The sequence below is a fragment of the Citrifermentans bemidjiense Bem genome (assembly GCF_000020725.1).
GTDB classification, from domain to species: domain Bacteria; phylum Desulfobacterota; class Desulfuromonadia; order Geobacterales; family Geobacteraceae; genus Geomonas; species Geomonas bemidjiensis.
In genome coordinates this window covers 4,345,531-4,365,627 of record NC_011146.1, presented here as the reverse complement: position 1 = coordinate 4,365,627, position 20,097 = coordinate 4,345,531, and the positions used below count along the sequence as shown (strand labels likewise).

Here is a 20,097-nt window from a genome sequence, read left to right as displayed (position 1 = left end):
AGAAATTTATGGCGGGAGCGCTGCTCCTCGTGCTGGCAATCCTGGTACTGGCCGGTACCGCACTGGCTGAACCCCTCTCCTTACCCACGGTGAGCGTCGGGGTCGGCAAGGTCACGAAGCCTGCCGACGTCTCCGTGGTGCTGCAAATCTTCTTCCTGATGACGGTCATCTCGCTGGCCCCGAGCCTTTTGATGATGACCACCTCCTTCACCAGGATCGTCGTGGTGCTCTCGTTCCTCCGTTCGGCGCTGGGGACCCAGCAGGCCCCCTCCAACCAGATCGTGGTCGGCCTTTCCCTGTTCCTTACCTTCTTCATCATGGCGCCGGTCTGGCAGCAGGTGAACGCCAACGCGCTGCAGCCTTACCGGGCCTCGCAGATAACCCAGGAGGAGGCGGTGAAAAGGGGGGTGGCCCCCTTGAGGAAGTTCATGCTTTCCCAGGTGCGCGAGAAGGACCTGGCGCTCTTCATCAACCTCTCCAAGCTTCCCAGGCCCAAAAACGCCGACGACATCCCGACCCTGACCCTGATCCCGGCCTACATGGTGAGCGAGCTGAAGACCGCCTTCCAGATCGGCTTCCTGATCTTCATCCCCTTCCTGGTGCTCGACATGGTGGTCGCGTCGGTGCTGATGTCCATGGGTATGATGATGCTGCCGCCGGTGATGATCTCCCTCCCCTTCAAGATCCTTCTCTTCGTCCTGGTGGACGGCTGGGGGCTCGTCATCGGTTCGCTGGTGAAGAGCTTCGGGTGACCCTACCCGGTGCGCGCCTCCTGCCGGCTCTATCCAGGCGGCCGTCGACTTTGTCTTGGTCTTTGTCTTTTTCTCAATCTTAATCTCAATCTTTATCTGCTTTACTGGAGCTAAGTATGACCCCGGAAATGGTAGTCCAACTCGGCAGAAGAAGCTTCGAGGCGGTGATCCTCCTTTCGGCCCCGCTGCTCATCTGCGCCCTGGTGGTGGGCCTTCTCATCAGCATCTTCCAGGCGGTAACCTCGATCAACGAGGCGACCCTCGCCTTCGCCCCGAAGATCGTCGCCGTCATGGTGGCGATGGTGGTCTTCTTCCCCTGGATGATGATGTACATGAGCGACTTCACCCGCGAAATCTACGGCATGATCGCCAACATGAGGCATTAGCGCGTGTTCCAGAACCTGCCCCTGACATCGCTCGCCGACCTGATCCCGCTGGCCCTGGTCCTGGCGCGGGTGGCGGGGCTTTTCTCGGCGATCCCCATGTTCGGGGCGAGGCTCGTCCCCGCCCGGGTCAAAATGGGGCTCATCTTCGCCATGACCCTCCTCATTTTCCCCGTCATCAAGCCCCATGTCGTACCCAACGTCTCGGACTCGCTGGGGCTCATGCTCCTCGTGCTGCAGGAAACCCTGATCGGGCTCACCCTGGGGGCCGTTTCGCAGTTCATCTTCGCCGCGGTCGAGTTCTGCGGGCAGCTGGTCGGGACCCAGATGGGGATCAGCATGGCCGCCCAGTTCGACCCCGCCACCCAGAACAACGTCCCCACCATGGCGATCTTCCAGGGGGCGCTCGCCACCCTGCTCTTCCTCGCCTTCAACGTGCACGAGTACTTCATCCGAGGCATCGTGGACAGCTATCGGGTGGTCCCGCTCGGGGCCTGGCACGTGAGCGGCGGGCTCCTGAAGTTCCTGGTCGAGACCAGCACCGGTATCTTCATCATCGCTATCAAGCTCGCCGCCCCGGTGTCGGTGGCGCTCCTGGCCACCAGCGTCGCCCTCGGCATCGTCGCCCGCAGCTTCCCCGCCATGAACGTCTTCATGGTGAGCATGCCCCTCAACATCGGGATCGGCTTCGTCATCCTCGGCATCTCCCTTCCCGTCTTCGTGCGGGTGCTGCAGGGGAGTTTCGGGCAGGTGGTGGATCAGATGAGGACCCTCTTCAGGCTTCTGGCCTAGGAAAAGCCCATGGCAGACGAAGATAAACATTCAAAAACAGAGAAACCTACCAGTAAGAAGATCGAGGAGGCGAGGAACAAGAGCGGGGTCCCGCGCAGCCGCGAGATGACCTCCGCCGTGAGCCTGATCACCGCCATGGTTACCCTCTACGCCAGCTCCGGCCTCTTCCTGAGGACCATGAAGACCAGCATGCAGGAGATCTTCGGCGGCCTGGCGCGCCCCGAGCTCACCTATGCCGCGGTGCACACCCTGATGATCAAGGAGTTCGGCTACTTGGCCATCATGCTGGCCCCCTTCATCCTGGTGGGGATCGTAGTAGGGATAGCGGTGGAGGTGACCCAGGGGGGGGTGACGGTAAGCTCGGAGAAGATGAAGTGGGACCTGGGACGGCTGAACCCGATACAGGGGGTGGGGAGGCTTTTCAACAAGGACTCGGTTTTCGAAGTGGCGAAGTCGTTCCTGAAGATGGCGATCGTCGGCTACATGGCCTACAAGATCCTCACCGAGGAGATGGACGGGATCGTCTACCTCGTCGACCAGGACCTGATGGGGATCATGCAGTTCATCGGTCACATATCCTTCAAGCTCGTGCTGCACACCTGCGGCGTGCTGATCGTACTGGCGGTGCTGGATCTTGCCTTCGTGAAGTGGCGCTTCATGGATAACCTGAAGATGACCAAGCAGGAGGTCAAGGACGAGCACAAGAACATGGAGGGGGACCCGGCCATCAAGGGGAAGATGAAGCAGAAGCAGTTTCAGATGGCCCGCCGCCGCATGAGGCAGATCATCCCCACCGCCGACGTGGTGGTCACCAACCCGACCCACTACGCGGTGGCGCTCAAGTACGACCGGCTCAAGATGGCGGCGCCGGTGGTGCTCTTCAAGGGGGTGGACCAGATGGCGCTGCAGATCAAGATCACGGCGCGGGAGAACAACGTCACCCTGGTGGAGAACCGCTTCCTGGCCCGCGAACTCTACGCCCAGGTGGAGGAGGGGGACCAGATACCCGAGGCGCTCTTCGCCGCCGTCGCCGAGATCCTCGCCTACGTCTACAGCCTCAAAAAAAGGTGAGGCTCGCGCCCCACCTTTTTCGTTTCGCCTCTCCTTGACCCTTCCCGCCTAACCCCAGAGTATCAGCCCCGGATCGTACACGGTCCCAAGCTCCGGGTGCCTGGGCATTACCCGCAGCATGAAGCCGTGCCGCCCGCAGAAGCGGCACTCCAGTTCGCCGCCGAAGTGCCCCGCCTTTTCCGGGTCTGCCACCGGCGTAAGCGGCACGATCTCCCCCCCGATGATGGCGCCGCGGGAATCGAGCACCCCGAAATAGACCTCCACCGCGATCTCGGAAAGCGGGATCCGCCCCGGCGTGATCTGCACCGAGATGGGTAGCATCTCCCCCACCATCACCTCCTTCTGGATCTCGGCGTGGACCGCCACGATGGAAAGCTCCCCCCACATGCCGTGCAGCCGCTCCTTCCAGCGCGCCAGCTCCACCGCAAGCCGCAGGTCGTCGCGGTTCAGCCGCTCCCAGTGTTCGAAGGCGGGAAGGTAGCAGCGCCTTGCGTACTCCTGCACCATCCGGTCCGTGCTGAACACCGGGCAGAGCGTCTGCATGGAGCTCTTCATGAAGGTGGTCCAGCCGCGCGGGATGCCGTCGTTCCCCCGGTTGTAGAAAAGGGGCACGATCTCCTTCTCCAGAAGGTCGTAGATGGCGCGGCTCTCCACCTGGTTCTGGTAGGCCAGGTCGTCGTACACCTCGCCGCGCCCTATGGCCCAGCCGTTGTTCCCGCGGTACCCCTCGCACCACCAGCCGTCCAGGATGCTCAGGTTGAGGCCGCCGTTGAAGGCGACCTTCATCCCGCTGGTGCCGCTGGCCTCCAGGGGCCTGAGCGGCGTGTTGAGCCAGATGTCCACCCCCTGCACCAGGCGCCGGGCCACCGAGATGTCGTAATCCTCCAAAAAGACGATGCGGCGCCGGAACTCGGGCTGCTGCGACAGCTGCACGATCTGGCGGATCAGCTCCTTTCCCTGGTGGTCGGCGGGGTGTGCCTTCCCGGCGAATACGATCTGCACCGGCCGCTCGGGGTGGTTCAGTATCCTGAAGAGCCGCTCCTTGTCGTGCAACAGGAGCGTCCCGCGCTTGTAGGTGGCGAAGCGGCGCGCGAAGCCGATGGTGAGTATCTCCGGGTCCAGGACGTCGCCTGCCGCGTCGATCTCCTTGGCGGAGGCGTCGAGCTTCTCCAGCTGCGCCCTCAAGCTGCGGCGGGCGTAGTCGACCAGCTGCTCGGTGCCGCGCCGGTGCGTGCGCCAAAGCTCCGCGTCCGGGATGCGCGAGACCCTGCGCCAGAGCTGATCGGCGCTTTGTTCCAACCACCTGGTGCCGAGGAACCGGATCAACAGGCCGGTCATCTCCTCCGAGAGCCAGCTCTTCTGGTGCACCCCGTTGGTGACGTAGGTAAGCGGCAGCTGTTCCTCGGGGAGGTCCGGCCAGACGTCCGCCCACATCCTGCGCGACACCTCCCCGTGCAGTTCGCTTACCCCGTTTGAGTGGAGCGAGAGCTTCATGGCGAGCACCGCCATGCAGAAGCTTTCGTTGCTCCTGCCGTGGTTCTGCATCCCCAGGGCCATGAACTGCTCGCGGGAAAGCCCCAGGTTTCTGTAGTAATGCCCCATGTACTGGTCGAGTAGATCGGGGGGGAAATGGTCGATCCCGGCCTCAACCGGCGTGTGGGTGGTGAAGACGTTGCCGCCTCTCACCGCCTCCATCGCCTCCCGGAAGGTGAGCTGGCGCTGCTCCATCAGGGAGCGGATCCGCTCCAGCGCCAGGAAGGCGGCGTGCCCCTCGTTCATGTGGCAGACGTTGGGCTCGGCCCCCAAAAGCCTCAGCGCCCGGATGCCGCCGATGCCGAGCAGGATTTCCTGCCTGATCCGCAACTCCTGGTCGCCGCCGTAGAGCCTGGTGGTAATTTCACGGTCGGCGGGGGCATTCTCCTCGAGGTTCGTGTCAAGAAGGTAGAGGTTGACGCGGCCTACCTGCACCCGCCAGACCTGCACCCGCACGTTTCTCCCCGGGTACTCCAGGGAGAACGCCACGGGCTTTCCATCCCTGTCCTTCTCCTGGTGCAGCGGGAGGTTGTAGAAGTCGTTTTCGGGGTAGATTTCCTGCTGCCACCCTTCCAGGTTCAGGTACTGGCGGAAGTACCCCTGGCGGTACAAAAGCCCGACACCGACCAGAGGGAGCCCTAAATCGCTGGCGGATTTGAGGTGGTCGCCCGCGAGGATGCCGAGCCCCCCGGAGTAGATGGGGAGCGACTCGTGCAGGCCGAATTCCATGGAGAAGTAGGCGATGCGGGCGCCGGAGTTGCCGTGCCGCTCATACCAGGTGTGGGAGGAGAGGTATTCGGTAAGGCGTTCCTCTACCTGCGAGAGGTGGGACATGAACCCCTCGTCCGCCATGAGGCTCTCGAAGGTCGCCTGCTGCAGGCTTCCCAGCACCTCGAGGGGGTTGTGGCGCGTCAGGCGCCAGAGTTCGGGGTCCAGTCGTTTGAAAAGGCCGATGGCTTCGGGTTCCCAGCTCCACCAGAGGTTGTAGGCGATGCGCTGCAGCCCGGCAAGCTCCTTGGGAAGCGAGGGGACGACGGTAAATCTGTGCAGCGTTGAGCTCAGGTTCATACCGCGCTCCTGGCTACTTGAGGCTACTCCGGTTTGCCGATGCCGAATTTTTCCAACCGGTATTGCAGCGTCTTGTAGCTCATACCGAGTAGTGGTGCCGCTTTGGCGATGACCCAGTCGGTTCTCTGCATCGCCTTGACGATCAGGTCCCGTTCCAGGTTGTCGATGGATATCCCCTCGGCCGGGAAGTCGAAGGGGAGGCTTCCCGCAGGGGAGGCCTCGTGGTGCACCTCGGCCGGCAGGTCCTCGGGCTGGATGTATTCGCTTTCGGCCATGAGCACGCCGCGCTCGATGACCGATTCCAGTTGCCGCACGTTGCCGGGCCAGTTGTAGTCGAGCAGGATCTTCAGCGCCGGTTTGGCGATCCCTTTCAGGGGAATGCCGCAGGAGGCGCTGTACTTCCTCAGGAAGAAGTCGGCCAGCGTCACGATGTCGTTGCCGCGCTCCCTCAGGGGAGGGAGGGGTATCCTGATCACGTTGAGCCTGTAGAAGAGGTCCTCGCGGAAGTTGCCGCGCCGGGTCTCCTGCTCCAGGTCCTTGTTGGTGGCGGAGATGATCCTGACGTCGACGGGGATGTTCACCTTCCCCCCGACCCTGCGGATCTCCTTCTCCTGTATGGCGCGCAAGAGCTTCGCCTGCATGGCGATGTTCATCTCGCCGATCTCGTCGAGGAAGACGGTTCCCGCCTCGGCTGCCTCGAAAAGGCCGATCTCCCGTGTCCCCGCGCCGGTGAAGGCCCCCTTCTCGTGCCCGAAGAGCTCGCTTTCCATCAGCGAGTCGGGAATCGCCGCGCAGTTGATGGCGAAAAAGGCCTTGTCCCTGCGCGGGCTCCCGTCGTGGATGGCGCGCGCCACCAGTTCCTTCCCCGTCCCCGACTCACCGTAGATGAGGACCGTCGTGGAGGTTGGGGCTATCTTGTTGATGATCCGGACCACCTCGTGCATCTTCGGGTGCTCTCCGATCATGTTGGGAAGCCTTTTCGTCTCGGCGAGCTTCTTGTGCAGCGCCTTGTTTTCCTGCAAAAGCCCAATCCGCTCGAAGGCACGCTGCACGGTGAGGATCAAGTCCTCGCGCTCCAGGGGCTTTTCCAGGTAGTCGAAAGCCCCTTTCTTCATTGCCTCCACGGCCGAGTCGATGGTGCCGTGGGCGGTCATCATCACCACGCACTGGGAGGGGTTGTCGGCCAGCACCCGCTCCATGAGTTCCATCCCTGAAATTCCCTGCATCTTGAGGTCGGTGAGGAGGAGGTCGAATTCTTCCTGCTGCAGTTGCTGCAGCGCCTCTTCACCGCCCGAGGCGGTTTGGATGTTGTACCCCATCTTGGTGAGTATGGCAGTGAGTATGTCCCGCTGCCCCTTCTCGTCGTCTACTATCAGGATGCTGCCGATCATTGCTACTCCTTGCTCTTTTTGCTCCCGTGCCCTGGGAGCCGGGCGGTGCTTTATGCCGTTGCCGCCGGGAGGGTGACCGAGAAGGTGGTCCCTTCCCCTTTCGTGCTTCGAACCGCGATGCTGCCGCCGTGCTCCCTCACGATCCGTTCGGTGATGGCGAGCCCGAGGCCGATCCCGGCCTCCTTGGTGGTGAAGTAGGGCTGAAACACCTTCTCCAGGTCCTGCGGTTCGATCCCCGTCCCCTCGTCGCTGAAGGTGAGGCAGAACTGGCCGGTTTCGGGGGCAAGGCTCGCGCCGATGGTGAACTTTCCCCCCTCCGGCATCGCCTGGGTGCTGTTACTGATGAAGTTGCACAGGCAGTTGCGCATCAGCTCCGGGTCCGCCAGCATCGGCGGCAGATCCTCGGGTATTTCCCGCACCACTTCGATTCCCCTTTCGTCGAGCCGGTCTTTCATGAGTTGCATCGCCTTGTCCACGAGTTCAGGGTAACATACCCGCTGCAGCCGCAGCTTCAAGGGACGGCCGTAATTCATGAAATTGAGCACCATGTAGTTCGCCTTGCGCACCTCTTCCTTGATGTTGTTGGCGATCGACTCCAGATCCTGGGCCTTTTCGGGGCAGGAGGGGAGGAATTCGCTCTTCAGGTGGTCGATGGCGAGGCTTATGTAATTGAGCGGGTTCCTGATCTCGTGCGCGATCCCCGCGGCCAGCTGCCCCACCTTGGAGAGGTGCTCCGCCTCGTAGAGCCGCTTTTCGAGCAGTTCCTTTTCTTTCAGCTTTTCCACCATCTCGTTCAGGTTCTCGGCAAGCTCGCCGATCTCGTCGCCGCTCCCCCCCTGGAAGGTGACGCTCAGGTCCCCCCCGGAGACGTGCTTCACCCCCGTAGCCAGCCGGTGTATCGGCGAGGTGTAGCGGCGCGCGAGGAAGATGATCAGTATCATCCCCATCAGGAACACCATGGTGGTCGCAGCCAGGCGCTTGACGAAGTTGGCGTGCTGGATGTCGCGTATGTTGTCGAGAAGGAGGTTCACCTGCACGTAACCCAGCTGCTCGTCGCCCACGATGACAGGCACCACCAGGTCGTACGGCTTGAGCGACCCCCCGCCGCCGCCGCGGCGCGAGGCCCGCAGCCCCTTCTCCAGCTTTTTGATTTCGCGTTTTTTACCGACTTGGGCGGGATCCGAGGAGTTGATGATCTCCCCCTCGTTGTTGATGATGTTGATCTCGTTGACCCCTTTGCCCTTCGCCTGCTGGAGGTACTCGGTCAGGCGCGATGATTCGACCTCGGAGGTCAGGTCTTCCACGCTGAGCTGAATGGCTTTCGACACCATGGTGGAACTCTCCTGGATCTCCCCCACCAGGTCGTTCTGGCTGACCTGATTCAGGACGAAGAGCATAGCCGTCGCCACGATAAGCATGGTGAGCATAATCATCACCAGCTTGGTATTGAGTTTCATGAGGTCCTTTCCGTATGAGTTTTCACTAAGCTCGGAAGTATACTGCGCTCACTTGAGCTGGGCAAGAGGAATGTCCAGCGCCGGCAGGCTTAGATGAAAAACTGGGTTAATTCTCTTCCATTAGGGTTTGGTTGCTGTTAAGATGCCGTTCGGCAAGGCTTTGTCAGGGCCGGCAGCGGCGAGGGGAGGTGCGCTCATGAGTTACACGGTCGACAGGATTCCGGGCACCATCAAGATCGACCCGGACGCGGGTGGGCAGGAACGTCAGCGCAAGCGGGAACGGCCGGCGCGCAAACCGGACCGGATGGACAGCGTCAGCATCTCAGAAGAAGCAAAGCGGCGCAGTTCCCTGGAAGAGGGGGCGGAGAGCGGGGACGGGCCCGACTCCTGAAGCTAGCTGACGAACAGGGCCTTGTCTTCCTGGAACGCCTTGTCGAAGGTCTCCAGCAGCTGCTGCACGGTCTCCGGTGCGATGTTCAGCAGCTGCGCCGGTTTCGAGCACGCCAGATCTATATCCTCCTCGGGTTCCCTGATCCCGATACCGAGCTTCAGGCAGAAAAGGTCGGCCAAAGCTGTGATGGCGGTAAGGTTGACCACGGCCGGATCCTCGAACTCGTCGAACTCCAGCGTGTGGTGGTATAGGATGGCGCTGGTGAGGATCTCCGGGAAGTTCCATTTCTTTATCACGTACGCTCCCACCTCGTCATGGCTGAAGGGATAGATGGTCCGTTCCGCCTGTCCGAAGGAGATCCCCTCGTTATAGCAGTGCTGCATCACTTCCTGGAACTTGTTGCGGTCCAGCGTATTCATGATGATCTTGCCGATATCGTGGAAGAGCCCGGCCAGGAACGCCTCCTCCTCGTTGGCGATGCGGGTGCGGTTGGCGATGATTCTGGCGGCGAGGCCTGCCGCGAAGGAGTGCTCCCAGAGCATCTTTTCGGTGAGCCCGTAAGGCTTGTAGACCTGCTTTACGGAGGCTGCGACCACGAGGCTTCTGAGCGTGCTGAACCCGAGGATGACGATGGCGCTGGAAAGGGTCTGAATCTGTCGGCGGCAGCCGTAGAAGGAGGAGTTGGAGATCTTGAGCACCCGCGCGGCCACGGCGGGGTCGGTCGAGACGATCTTCGCCAGCTCGTCCGCCGTCGCGTTTTCGCTCTCGATCAGTTGCATTACCTTTATGGCTACGATGGGAATGGTCGGCAGATCCGCCGCGTTCATGATCGCTGTTTCGAGTTCTTTGTTCATGCCTGAGTTGTCCTCGCTTGGCCGGTTGCAGGTCAGGTTTCAAAATATACCAAAACGTTAGCGTAAGGCAAGCGGGGATTTAATGATTGAAAGGGGGGGCGCGGGGGGCTATACTGCGCTGAAAAATAAGGATAGGTCTTCTCATTGATAGTAAAGCAAACTGAGTTTATTAAAAGCGCCACTAAACCCGCCCACTATCCGGAGGGCAATCTCCCAGAGATCGCCTTCGCCGGGCGCTCCAACGTCGGGAAGTCGTCCCTGGTCAACGTGCTGGTGAACCGGAAGAACCTCGTCCGCACCAGTTCCACCCCCGGCCGCACGCAGCTGATCAATTTCTTCCAGGTGAACGACGATTTCATGCTGGTGGACCTACCCGGTTACGGCTACGCCAAGGTTCCGCTGGCGGTCAAGAAAGAGTGGCGCCCCATGATGGAGACCTACCTCTCCAAGCGCCGCAACCTGCGCGGGGTGGTGCTGATCCTCGACATCCGCAGGACCCCGACGGAAGAGGACCTGCAGATGCTCGCCTGGCTGCGCGCCTTCTCGGTCCCCCCGATCGTCGTGATCACCAAGTGCGACAAGGTGTCCAAGAACGAGCGCGCCCGGCAAAGCGCAGTCATCATGGAAAAGATGCAGCTCAAGAAGGAGGAGCTGAACTACTTCTCTGCCCTTTCCAAGGAAGGAAAGGACGCCGTATGGGCCCGCATCGACGCGCTGCTCTCCCCCGCGGCGGCGGAAACTACGGAAATTTCGGGCGATCCGGCGCCGTCCGCCCCGGTTAATGATTGACTTTCCCCGCCGGCTCTGATAGTAAACAGACCGCAATCGAATAGAGAACCATCCGGGTGCCCCGAGAGGGGTTAAAAGGGAAGAGGGTGCAAATCCCTCGCTGTCCCGCAACTGTGAACGGTTATGAAAGCCGCAACTACGCCACTGACAAGATCGGGAAGGCGCGGCGAGTAAGATGACCCGTGAGTCAGGAAACCTGCCAGGATGAAAGCTTGTCGCAACCTCCGTGGCAGAGGGGCTAAGCCGGAATCGCATCCAAAAGGACGATTTTTGACCCGCCTTCCGTCATCGGAAGGGGGGTTTTTTTATGTCCAACGTGATTCTGGTGACCGGCGGGAGCCGCAGCGGCAAGAGCAGGTTCGCCGAAGGGCTCGCCCTTTCGTACCCGGCCTTGCGAGGCTACCTGGCGACCGCCGAGGCGGGGGACGCGGAGATGGCCGACCGCATCGCGCGGCACCAGGGGCGTCGCGGCGAGGAGTGGGAGACCCTGGAGGAGCCGCTGCAGGTGGAGGAGACAATCCGCGCCAACGACGGCCGCTACGGCATCATCCTCCTTGACTGCGTGACACTCTGGCTCTCGAACCTCCTGTTCAGTTGCGACGGCGGGGCCGCAGAGGCACTGTCGCGGGTGGAGCGTTTCACCGAGAGCTTCAAGAGCTTGCAGACCCCGCTGGTCATCGTCACCAACGAGGTGGGGATGGGGATAGTGCCGGAGCATCCGCTCTCGCGGACCTTTCGCGATCTCTCCGGCGAGGCGAACGAACTGATCGCGGCGCGGGCGGACGAGGTGCATGTCTGCTTCGCCGGCCTGCCGCTGAAGTTGAAGGGCTAGAGCTCAGAAAACCATTAACAAGGAGAACATCTGAGAAAATCTGAGCATAAGCAACAGCATGAGAGAATCAAAGTCTCACGGTTTGTTTCTCTCCGCTCCGTTGGTTTCTCAGATGTCCTCAGAATTTCTCCTTGCCAATGGTCTTAGAACAAAACTATTCACTGCAAATGGAGGGAATCATGGAACTTCTGGAATCGGCGCTGGCAAAAATCCAGCCGGTAGACGAGGCGCTTTTGACCGAGGCGCAGGCAAAGCTGGACAACAAGACCAAGCCGCCGGGGTCCCTCGGGCTCCTGGAGGAGATGGCGCGCCGCTTCGCCGCCATCACCGGCGACCTTTCCCCCAAGATGGGGAAGAAGGTCATCTTCACCTTTGCCGGCGACCACGGCATCGTGGAGGAGGGGGTCTCCCTCTTTCCTAAGGAAGTGACCCCGCAGATGGTGCTCAACTTCCTGCGCGGCGGCGCGGGGGTCAACGTGCTCGCCCGCCACGCAGGCGCCGAGGTGCGGGTGGTCGACGTCGGGGTCGATTACGATTTCGAGCCGACCGAGGGACTCATCATCAGGAAGATCGCCAAGGGTACCCGCAACTTCGCTAAGGAAAGCGCCATGACGCGCGAGGAGGCGGTGGCCGCCATCGAGGTGGGGATTGCGCTGGCGGACCGGGCCAAGGCCGAGGGTATCTCCATGGTCGGTACCGGCGAGATGGGGATTGGCAACACCAGCCCCTCCTCCGCCATCATCGCGGCCTTCGCCGGCTGCAGCGTGCGCGAGGTGACACATCGCGGTACCGGCATCGGCGATCAGGCGCTGGAGCATAAGATCAAAGTGATCCAGGCCGGTCTCGACCTGAATCGTCCCAACCCGGAAGACCCCCTGGACGTGCTCTCCAAGGTGGGGGGGCTGGAGATCGCTGGCATCGCCGGGCTGGTCCTGGGTGCCGCCGCTAACCGGATCCCGGTCGTCGTGGACGGCTTTATCTCCACCGCGGGGGCGCTTATCGCCTGCGAGATGCACCCGAACGTCAGGGAGTACATCTTCGCCGCCCACAACTCGGTCGAGATCGGCCACCAGATGATGCTGCAGCGGATCGGCGCCAAGCCGATACTCGACCTGCAACTGCGCCTCGGCGAGGGGACCGGCGCCGCTTTGGCCATGGGTCTCATCGAGGCAGGCGTCAAGGTCCTCAACGAAATGGCGACCTTCGAAGAGGCCGGAGTGGCCTCCTCCTAGGAAGGATTGCGATGAGACTCTTCCTGATCGCATTCCAGTTCCTCACCATCCTTCCCCTCCCGTTCGCGGTGCGCTGCGAGGAGGAGGATCTGGGGCGCTCCATGGCCTTTTTCCCCTTGGTGGGGCTGGCCTTGGGTGCGCTCCTGGCGGGGGCGGATTACCTCCTTGCCCCGCTCCTCCCCAGAAGCGTCGGGGACCTGGTCCTGATCGCGCTGATGAGCGTGACGACGGGGGCGCTGCATCTGGACGGGCTCTCCGACGTAGCCGACGGGCTCGCCGCCCGCGGCTCCCGGGAGCGCTTCCTGGAGATCATGAAGGACTCCCGGGTCGGGGCCGTCGGTGCGGTCGCGCTCGTGCTGGGGCTGGGGCTCAAGTACCAAGCCCTTCTGGCGGTGCCGCTTCAGTACAAGCGGGAGGCGCTCCTTCTCTTCCCGATGGCGGCGCGCTGCGCCCAGGTGCAGATGACGGTGGGGGCCAAGCGGGCGAGAAAGGACGGCCTTGGCTCCGCTTTCGTGGGAGGGGCCGGGCTCACCCAGCTCGTCGTCGCCTGCCTTTTGACCGTTGCCGCGGGGTATCTTCTCCTGGGGTTGACCGGCGTAATCTGCCTGCTCTTTCTCTTTCTCCTCACCTGGTGCGTGAAGCTCTGGTCGCACCAAAGGCTCGGCGGGGTGACCGGAGACGTGATCGGCTGCGCCAGCGAATTGAACGAGATTTTTTTCCTGCTGGTCCTTCTGGCCCTTTTGCGCCAGGGGTTAGCGGGAGCATAGGAGTCGCAGATGATGGAGAGAACCCGCCTGCACCTGATCCGCCACGGCGAGGTGGAACGCTCGCATTGCTACAACGGCCAGTACGACGTGCGCCTGACCGCGCGGGGAGAGGAGCAGTACCAGCTCTTGAAGCCGCGTCTCGACCCGGACCGGATCAGCGCACTTTATACCAGCGACCTGGTCAGGACCGTCCGCGGCGGCGAGATCCTCGGACCCTATCTCGGCGTGGAACCGGTGAAGGTGCCGCAGTTCAGGGAACTCAACTGCGGGGAGTGGCAGGGACTTTCGGTGACCGACATCCAGCGGGACCGCCCCGACGAGTGGGCGGCGCGGCTTGCGGACCTGGAGCACTTCCGCGCGCCGGGAGGGGAGAGCCTGGGGGATCTGGCCGGCCGGGTGCTTCCAGCCCTGAAGGAAATCGTGGCGAGACACCGGGGGGAGGAGGTCTTGGTGGTGGCCCATGGGGGAGTCAACCGGGTCATCCTCATGGATGCCATCGGCGCGCCCCTTTCATCCTTTTTCAGCATCGACCAGCACTACTGCTGCGTGAACCTGATCGACTACTACGCCGACGGCAATACCGTGGTGCAGTTGGTGAACGGTTAAAGGGAGCGGCGTGCGATTGAAGCGGATCGTCATAGCGGCTCCTTCCAGCGGCTGCGGCAAGACCACCGTGACCTTGGGCGTCATGGCGGCCCTGAAAAGGCGCGGCCTGAAGGTGGCCCCCTTCAAGGTGGGTCCGGACTTCATCGACCCCGGCTATCACCGGCTGGCGACCGGGGTCCCTTCCGTGAACCTGGACGGCTGGATCTGCGATCCCCGCTTCCTGAGGGAGAGCTTCCTCTACCATGCGGCCGCTGCGGATATCGCGGTCGTCGAGGGGGCGATGGGGCTCTTCGACGGTATCGACGGGCTCTCCGAAGCGGGGAGCAGCGCGCAGGTCGCCAAGGAGTTGGCCGCCCCGGTGGTTCTCGTGGTGGATGCCCGCAGCCAGGCGAGAAGCGCCGCCGCGCTAGTGCACGGCTTCGCGAGCTTCGATCCGGCGCTGCGGGTGGCAGGGGTCATCTTCAACAACGTCGCCAGCGCGAACCATGAGCGCATCCTGCGGGAGGCGCTGGATGCTGCGGTGCCGGGCGTGCAGGTGATCGGCTGCCTTCGCAGGGACCCCGCCCTCGCCATTCCGTCGCGCCACTTGGGACTGGTGACGGCGGAGGACAACCCGCTGTCTGACTCCTTCCTGGACCACCTGGTCGAGGTCGTGGAAGAACACCTTCACCTCGACGCGCTCCTCGACCTGGAGCATGGCGAGCTGCCGGAAGATCCCGCGCCAGCCGCCGCCAACGCTGCAGCCAGCCTGGAACGGGTGAGGATCGCGGTGGCGCGGGACGCCGCCTTCTGCTTCGTCTACGAAGACAACCTGCGCCTCCTGGAGCAAAGCGGGGCCGAGCTCTGCTACTTCTCCCCCCTTGCCGACAGCTCGCTGCCGGAGGCTATCTGTGGCATCTACCTCCCCGGCGGCTACCCCGAGCTCTTCGCCGCGGAGCTTGCCGCCAACGAGCCGATGAAGGAGCAGATCCGCGCGGCGGTCGAGGGGGGGACGCCCGTCTATGCCGAGTGCGGCGGTTTCATCTACCTGACCCAAGGCATGGCCGGGGAAGGGGAAAACCACTGTTTTGCAGGCATCTTCCCGGTGCAGACCCGGATGCTGCCGCGCCGCAAGGCGCTGGGGTACCGCGAGGTGGAGCTGCTGGAGGATTGCACGATTGGCCGCAAAGGGAGCGTCGCCCGCGGCCACGAGTTCCACTATTCCGATATGCAGGAGATGCCCCTCCACGTGGAGCGCCTGTACCGGGTCACCAGGAAAGGGGTAGAGCTCGCGCCCGAAGGTTACCGCTACAAGAACTGCCTCGCCTCGTACATACATCTACACTTCGGCAGCTCGCCAGACTTGGCTCCTCACTTCGTGGAACAGGGAAGGGCATACCGGAAAAGGAGCCTCACATGATGACACAGATAGAATCGGCGCGTGCCGGCATTACCACCCAGCAGATGGCGCAGGTGGCTTTCGACGAAAATCTGACGCCGGAGTACGTTCGGGAGAAGGTGGCGCTGGGACAGATCGTGATCCCCTGGAACCATGTCAGGAAGCCGAAGGTGGCCGGGATCGGCGCGGGTCTCAGGACCAAGGTGAACGCCTCCATCGGGACCTCCTCCGACATCATCGATTACGCGGCGGAGGTGAAGAAGGGGCTCGCGGCGCAGGAATCCGGAGCAGACACCCTGATGGAACTTTCCGTCGGAGGGGACCTGGACCGGGTGCGGCGCGAGGTGATTGCGGCAGTGGATCTCCCCGTCGGCAACGTCCCCCTCTACCAGGCTTTCTGCGAGGCCTCCAGGAAGTACGGCGACCCCAACAAGCTGGACGAGGAGATGCTCTTCGACATCATCGAAAGGCAGTGTGCCGACGGCATGGCCTTCATGGCGGTGCACTGCGGCATCAACCTCTACACGATCGAACGCCTGAGGAAGCAGGGGTACCGCTACGGCGGCCTGGTTTCCAAGGGTGGGGTGAGCATGGCGGCCTGGATGATCGCCAACAACCGAGAAAATCCGCTCTACGAGAAGTTCGACCGCGTGGTGGAGATCCTGAAGCGCTACGACACCGTGCTGTCGCTGGGGAACGGCCTCAGAGCCGGCGCCATCCACGATTCGAGCGACCGGGCGCAGATCCAGGAGCTTTTGATCAACTGCGAGCTGGCGGAACTCGGGCGCGACATGGGGTGCCAGATGCTGGTGGAGGGGCCGGGACACGTGCCTCTGGACGAGATCGAGGGGAACATCAAGCTGCAGAAGCGGATGAGCGGCGGCGCCCCCTACTACATGCTGGGGCCCATCGCCACCGACGTCGCCCCCGGCTTCGACCACATCACCGCGGCCATCGGTGCAGCGCAGTCTTCCCGCTATGGCGCCGACTTGATCTGCTACATCACCCCGGCCGAGCACCTGGCGCTTCCCAACGAAGAGGACGTCCGTATGGGGGTGAAGGCCGCCAAGATCGCCGCCTACATCGGCGATATGAACAAGTACCCCGAGAAGGGTAGGGAGCGCGACAAGGAGATGAGCAAGGCCAGAAGGGACCTGGACTGGCAGCGCCAGTTCGAGCTCGCCCTGTTCCCCGAGGATGCCGCCGCCATCAGGAAGAGCCGCGTCCCCGAAGACGAGCAGACCTGCACCATGTGCGGCGACTTCTGCGCCTCCCGCGGCGCCGGCAAGATCTTCGCCGGCGATCTCCGGGGTGACAAGATTTGATGAACGAGCACGTCGCCGCATACCCGCTAACTATGGGAAAGGAATGGTGGGAGCCACCCCCTCATCTCCCCCCTTTGAAAAGGTTCATCGAAAAATTACGGGGGACCGGGATTAGGTTCACCCGCGAAGGTTTGTGGCGCCTGTCTCCCCTCGCCCTTCGGGCCTTCGCCCACCGTAGGCTTCCGGTCCGAAGGTGGGAGAGGGGCGGGGGTGAGGGCTGTGCCCCAGCCAAGATCTTGCCTTCGTGGCGTCTCCCTCACCCTGTCCCTCCCCCAGAGGGGGAGGGAACCCGATTATTCGCAGAACCTTTGAAAAAGGGGGGGCGGTGCGGATTCGCGCTGATGACGCTATTTGCGCTTTCGCTGCCGCTTCTCTCCGCCACCCCGGCCTTCGCCATGCACATCTCGGAAGGGATACTTCCTTTCCCCTGGGCCGTCTTCTGGTATCTGGTGCTGGCGCCCTTCATCGCCCTCGGGGTGAGGCGCCTGAACGCCGTGTCGCGCGAAGACCTCTCCATCAAGCCGCTGGTAGGGCTTTTGGCGGCGGTTGTCTTCATCATCTCCTGCATGCCGATCCCGGTCCCGACTGCCGGGACCTGCTCGCATCCCTGCGGCACCGGCGTTGCGGCCATCCTGGTGGGGCCGCTGGTCAGCGTGCTGATCGCGGCGGTCTCGCTGCTGATCCAGGCACTCTTCCTCGCCCACGGCGGACTGTCCACCCTGGGCGCCAACACCTTCTCCATGGGGGTGGTGGGGTCGCTGGCGGGGTGGCTCGCCTTCAGGGGAATCCGGCGCCTGGGCGGGAGCCTCGCCGTCTCCGGGTTCGTCGCCGGCATCCTGGCCGACTGGGCGACCTACGCCGCGACCGCGCTCATCCTGTCGCTCGGTATCCGGGGGGAGGCGCCGCTTACGCCGCTCTTCGTCAAGGTGGTGCTTGCCTTTCTCCCGACCCAGCTGCCGCTGGGGATCCTGGAGGGTGTTATCACCGCAGGGATGGTGACGCTTTTGTACCGTAAACGCCCCGATCTCCTGGTGAAGATGCGGGTAATAACCGAGAAGGAGCTCCCAGCCCATGCCTGAGCGCAGAAGGAAGTGGAAGGTACTGTCAATGCACCTGGTGCTGCTCCCGACGCTGTTGTTCACGTTCTACTTCTTCACCCTGGCGCCCAAGTCCTGGGAGGGGGTGGACGAGGCGGTGGTGGAGAAGATCGCCAAGGAACATGGACGACAGGCGTCTGCGCCGCTGATCAATCCCGGCTCCGGAGACCTCCTCCTCTTCGGGTTCCTTGTGGCGGGAGCGGTCGGCGGGTTCGTCGCCGGCTACTACTGGCGCCAGTTGACGAGGAAGGATAAGTAAGATGGCGATGCACCACCTGAAGGCGCATACCTGCGACGCCGCGCACCCGGTCACCCGCATCGATCCGAGGGTGAAGCTCATCTGCGCCCTGGCCCTGCTGGTCATGGTGATCAGCTGCCGGGGCGTCGCGTTCCCCCTGCTGGTCTCGGTCCTAAGCCTCGCCCTCTGCCGCTCCCTCGGCAGTCCCTGGCGCCTTCTCGCCCTGCGCTTTTCCGAGCCGCTCTTCATCGCGGCCACTGTCGTCCTGCTGAAGATGTTCTTTTCCGGCAGCGACCCTCTTTTCTCGTTCGGCGTCGCCGGGTACGAGCTCTCCGCCTACCGCGAGGGGCTGAGGGAGGGGGGGCTCATCGCGAGCCGCATCTTGGGCGGCGTCTCGCTCCTGGCCGTGGTCGGGTTCTCGACCCCCTTCACCGAACTTATGGCCGCGCTCTCCTGGCTCAAGGTGCCCCAGGTCCTGGTCGACGTGGCCCTCTTTGCCTGGCGCTACCTCTTCCTGCTCCTGGAGGAGGCACAGGTGGTCTACAACGCGCAGAAGAACCGCCTCGGCTACGTCGGCTACCGCCGCTCCCTCTCCTCGTTCGGGACCCTCGCCGGCGTGCTGGTGATCAAGGCCTTTGACAACAGCCAGAGCATCACCACCGCCATGGTGCAGCGCGGCTACGATGGCGATATGCCGATGACGCTGCACCGGCCGCTGCGGCTGGCCGAGGTCGCCTCCGCCTTCCTCTTTCTCGCGGCGATGATCGCGCTCAGAAGCAGCGTTTAAAGGATCAAGCGTGGATACAAGAATCTCCGTCGACCTCCAGAGCTACAAGTACCCCGATGGCACCGTTGCCCTCTCCGACATCCGTCTCGCCGTGAAAAGGGGAGAGTTTACCGGCATCCTAGGCTCCAACGGCTCCGGCAAGACCACCCTTTTGAAGGTGATGGACGGTCTGATCAAGGGGTACCAGGGGGAGGTGCTCTTGGACGGCGACAACGTGCTGCGCCTGCATCCCAGGGACATCTACCGTAAAGTCGGGCTTGTGTTCCAGAACCCCGACGACCAGCTTTTCGCCAGCAACGTCTTCGAGGACACCGCCTTCGGTCCCCGCAACATGGGATGTGCCGAGGCCGAGGTGCGCAGGCGAGTGGAGCAGGCGCTTTCAAGTGTGGACATGGCGGAGTTCGGCGCCAAGGGGATTCACAACCTGAGCTACGGCCAGAAGAAGAGGGTCTGCATCGCGGGCCTTCTCGCCATGGGGCACGAGATACTGCTCATGGACGAGCCGACCGCCGGGCTCGACCCGATGGGGGAGTACCGCATGATGGAACTCCTGACCCGGCTCAACAAGGAGCAGGGGGTGACCATCGTCATGGCGACCCACAGTGTCGACCTAGTCCCCATCTTCCTGCACCAGCTCCACATCCTGAGCCGCGGAAAGCTGGTGCGCGGCGGTACCCCTGAAGAAGTCTTTACCGCGCCCGATGAGCTGGCCAACGTCAAGCTGCGCCTGCCGCACATAGCCGAGCTGATCTACAAGCTGAAGCACGACGAGGGGCTTCCCTTCGCGCGCATCCCGCTCACCATCGGCGAGGCCCGTAGGGAAATCGTGGAGGCCATGGGGAAATAGCCGCGAGGCAAATATCGGCAACAAGAAAAGGGGCGACCGCAAGGTGTACCTTTACTATTTCTGTCCCTGTGGTCGTTGCGTTCGTCTACGTAACACCGGACCCCGTTCCAGTTTGGAACATTCCTGCTCCTTCAGGAGAGCCCTTCCCCCACCGCTTTCAAGGAGATTAAGCGGTTACGTTGCCTAGGCGTCGGCGGCACGGATGCTGCTGGCTGGTGAGGGGAAACTACAATGACGAGCATGCGCAGCCGGTGGCTGGTTGCCGGGCTCAAGAGGAGTGACGAATGGGGACTTTGTTCATGGTGCTGGGCGCGTTCTATGCGCTGGCGCTGGCGGTTCAGGCGCTGTGCTACATGGGGAGCGTCAAGAAGCAGGCGGATCTGAAGGAGCTGAAAACTCTGGGTGAGGTGGCTACTCAGGAGTGCTGCCAAGCCTAACGGCTGGATAGGAAAACAAAGAAGCGGGGCAGCCTCTAGAGGCCGCCCCGTTTTCCTGTTGATGCCTTCA

20 protein-coding genes, 1 pseudogene and 1 riboswitch are annotated in these 20,097 nt (G+C 62.7%); of the genes and pseudogenes, 17 read left to right on the top strand and 4 right to left on the bottom strand.

The genetic code is table 11. The annotated features are described in order from the left end of the window. Positions 1-8 precede the first annotated feature (8 nt). The 4 genes from fliP (at position 9) to flhB (ending at position 2,998) form a co-directional block, all read left to right on the top strand. Complete coding sequence (gene fliP, locus GBEM_RS19085) at positions 9-752, top strand: flagellar type III secretion system pore protein FliP (protein ID WP_012532252.1); 744 nt, start codon at positions 9-11, stop codon at positions 750-752. Positions 753-868: 116 nt separating this feature from the next. Continuing rightward, the gene (fliQ, locus tag GBEM_RS19080; RefSeq protein ID WP_012532251.1) at positions 869-1,138 is read left to right on the top strand and encodes a flagellar biosynthesis protein FliQ; all 270 of its coding nucleotides are present in this window, start codon (positions 869-871) and stop codon (positions 1,136-1,138) included. 3 nt (positions 1,139-1,141) lie between these two features. Further along, on the top strand, positions 1,142-1,927 hold the full coding sequence (gene fliR, locus GBEM_RS19075) for a flagellar biosynthetic protein FliR (protein WP_012532250.1): 786 nt from the start codon (positions 1,142-1,144) through the stop codon (positions 1,925-1,927). A 9-nt stretch (positions 1,928-1,936) separates the two neighbouring features. Beyond that, a complete protein-coding gene (gene flhB / locus GBEM_RS19070) occupies positions 1,937-2,998 on the top strand; it encodes a flagellar biosynthesis protein FlhB (RefSeq protein ID WP_012532249.1) in 1,062 nt (353 codons plus the stop codon). Between the two features lie 48 nt (positions 2,999-3,046). Here flhB and glgP read toward each other — a convergent pair whose 3' ends face one another. Genes glgP through GBEM_RS19055 form a run of 3 tightly spaced genes read right to left on the bottom strand, consistent with a single transcriptional unit; the run spans position 3,047 to position 8,447 of the window. Continuing rightward, the gene (gene glgP, locus GBEM_RS19065) at positions 3,047-5,599 is read right to left on the bottom strand and encodes an alpha-glucan family phosphorylase (RefSeq protein WP_012532248.1); all 2,553 of its coding nucleotides are present in this window, start codon (positions 5,597-5,599) and stop codon (positions 3,047-3,049) included. 23 nt (positions 5,600-5,622) lie between these two features. Further along, positions 5,623-6,990: a sigma-54-dependent transcriptional regulator gene (locus tag GBEM_RS19060; RefSeq protein WP_012532247.1), complete on the bottom strand. Its 1,368-nt coding sequence runs from the start codon at positions 6,988-6,990 to the stop codon at positions 5,623-5,625. 50 nt (positions 6,991-7,040) lie between these two features. Continuing rightward, positions 7,041-8,447, bottom strand: a complete 1,407-nt coding sequence (locus tag GBEM_RS19055; protein WP_012532246.1) for a HAMP domain-containing sensor histidine kinase — start codon at positions 8,445-8,447, stop codon at positions 7,041-7,043. Between the two features lie 196 nt (positions 8,448-8,643). On the opposite strand from GBEM_RS19055, the gene GBEM_RS19050 reads away from it, so the two are divergent. Then, complete coding sequence (locus tag GBEM_RS19050) at positions 8,644-8,838, top strand: hypothetical protein (RefSeq protein ID WP_012532245.1); 195 nt, start codon at positions 8,644-8,646, stop codon at positions 8,836-8,838. Between the two features lie 2 nt (positions 8,839-8,840). Here the strand turns inward: GBEM_RS19050 and GBEM_RS19045 are convergent, their stop codons facing one another. Then, positions 8,841-9,692, bottom strand: coding sequence for an HDOD domain-containing protein (locus GBEM_RS19045; protein ID WP_012532244.1), 852 nt, complete (start codon positions 9,690-9,692; stop codon positions 8,841-8,843). A 144-nt stretch (positions 9,693-9,836) separates the two neighbouring features. On the opposite strand from GBEM_RS19045, the gene yihA reads away from it, so the two are divergent. The 12 genes and pseudogenes from yihA to GBEM_RS21575 all read left to right on the top strand — a co-directional run bounded on the left by yihA (position 9,837) and on the right by GBEM_RS21575 (position 20,027). Continuing rightward, entirely contained in the window at positions 9,837-10,481 is a 645-nt protein-coding gene (gene yihA / locus GBEM_RS19040; RefSeq protein WP_012532243.1) for a ribosome biogenesis GTP-binding protein YihA/YsxC, read from the top strand. 37 nt (positions 10,482-10,518) lie between these two features. Then, a riboswitch (cobalamin riboswitch) is annotated at positions 10,519-10,699 on the top strand. An 89-nt stretch (positions 10,700-10,788) separates the two neighbouring features. Continuing rightward, positions 10,789-11,313 carry a bifunctional adenosylcobinamide kinase/adenosylcobinamide-phosphate guanylyltransferase gene (cobU, locus tag GBEM_RS19035; protein ID WP_012532242.1) on the top strand — a complete coding sequence of 175 codons (525 nt, stop codon included), beginning with the start codon at positions 10,789-10,791 and terminating at the stop codon, positions 11,311-11,313. Between the two features lie 179 nt (positions 11,314-11,492). Then, entirely contained in the window at positions 11,493-12,545 is a 1,053-nt protein-coding gene (cobT, locus tag GBEM_RS19030; protein ID WP_012532241.1) for a nicotinate-nucleotide--dimethylbenzimidazole phosphoribosyltransferase, read from the top strand. A gap of 11 nt (positions 12,546-12,556) precedes the next feature. Further along, positions 12,557-13,312 carry an adenosylcobinamide-GDP ribazoletransferase gene (cobS, locus tag GBEM_RS19025; protein WP_012532240.1) on the top strand — a complete coding sequence of 252 codons (756 nt, stop codon included), beginning with the start codon at positions 12,557-12,559 and terminating at the stop codon, positions 13,310-13,312. A gap of 9 nt (positions 13,313-13,321) precedes the next feature. Then, positions 13,322-13,918 carry a histidine phosphatase family protein gene (locus tag GBEM_RS19020; protein ID WP_012532239.1) on the top strand — a complete coding sequence of 199 codons (597 nt, stop codon included), beginning with the start codon at positions 13,322-13,324 and terminating at the stop codon, positions 13,916-13,918. 16 nt (positions 13,919-13,934) lie between these two features. Beyond that, positions 13,935-15,317, top strand: coding sequence for a cobyrinate a,c-diamide synthase (locus GBEM_RS19015; protein ID WP_041262883.1), 1,383 nt, complete (start codon positions 13,935-13,937; stop codon positions 15,315-15,317). Further along, positions 15,314-16,621, top strand: coding sequence for a phosphomethylpyrimidine synthase ThiC (thiC, locus tag GBEM_RS19010; protein WP_012532237.1), 1,308 nt, complete (start codon positions 15,314-15,316; stop codon positions 16,619-16,621). Before GBEM_RS19015 ends, thiC begins: the two co-directional genes overlap by 4 nt. A gap of 341 nt (positions 16,622-16,962) precedes the next feature. Beyond that, positions 16,963-17,700, top strand: coding sequence for an energy-coupling factor ABC transporter permease (locus tag GBEM_RS19005; protein ID WP_012532236.1), 738 nt, complete (start codon positions 16,963-16,965; stop codon positions 17,698-17,700). Positions 17,701-17,791: 91 nt separating this feature from the next. Continuing rightward, positions 17,792-17,977 (top strand): annotated as a pseudogene (locus tag GBEM_RS19000) (cobalt ABC transporter permease); the annotation flags it as partial. A gap of 1 nt (position 17,978) precedes the next feature. Beyond that, positions 17,979-18,743 (top strand): cobalt ECF transporter T component CbiQ, encoded by a 765-nt coding sequence (cbiQ, locus tag GBEM_RS18995; protein WP_012532234.1) that lies wholly within the window; start codon positions 17,979-17,981, stop codon positions 18,741-18,743. Between the two features lie 10 nt (positions 18,744-18,753). Next, positions 18,754-19,590, top strand: coding sequence for an energy-coupling factor ABC transporter ATP-binding protein (locus GBEM_RS18990; RefSeq protein WP_012532233.1), 837 nt, complete (start codon positions 18,754-18,756; stop codon positions 19,588-19,590). 284 nt (positions 19,591-19,874) lie between these two features. Further along, positions 19,875-20,027, top strand: a complete 153-nt coding sequence (locus GBEM_RS21575; RefSeq protein WP_012532232.1) for a hypothetical protein — start codon at positions 19,875-19,877, stop codon at positions 20,025-20,027. Positions 20,028-20,097: the final 70 nt, after the last annotated feature.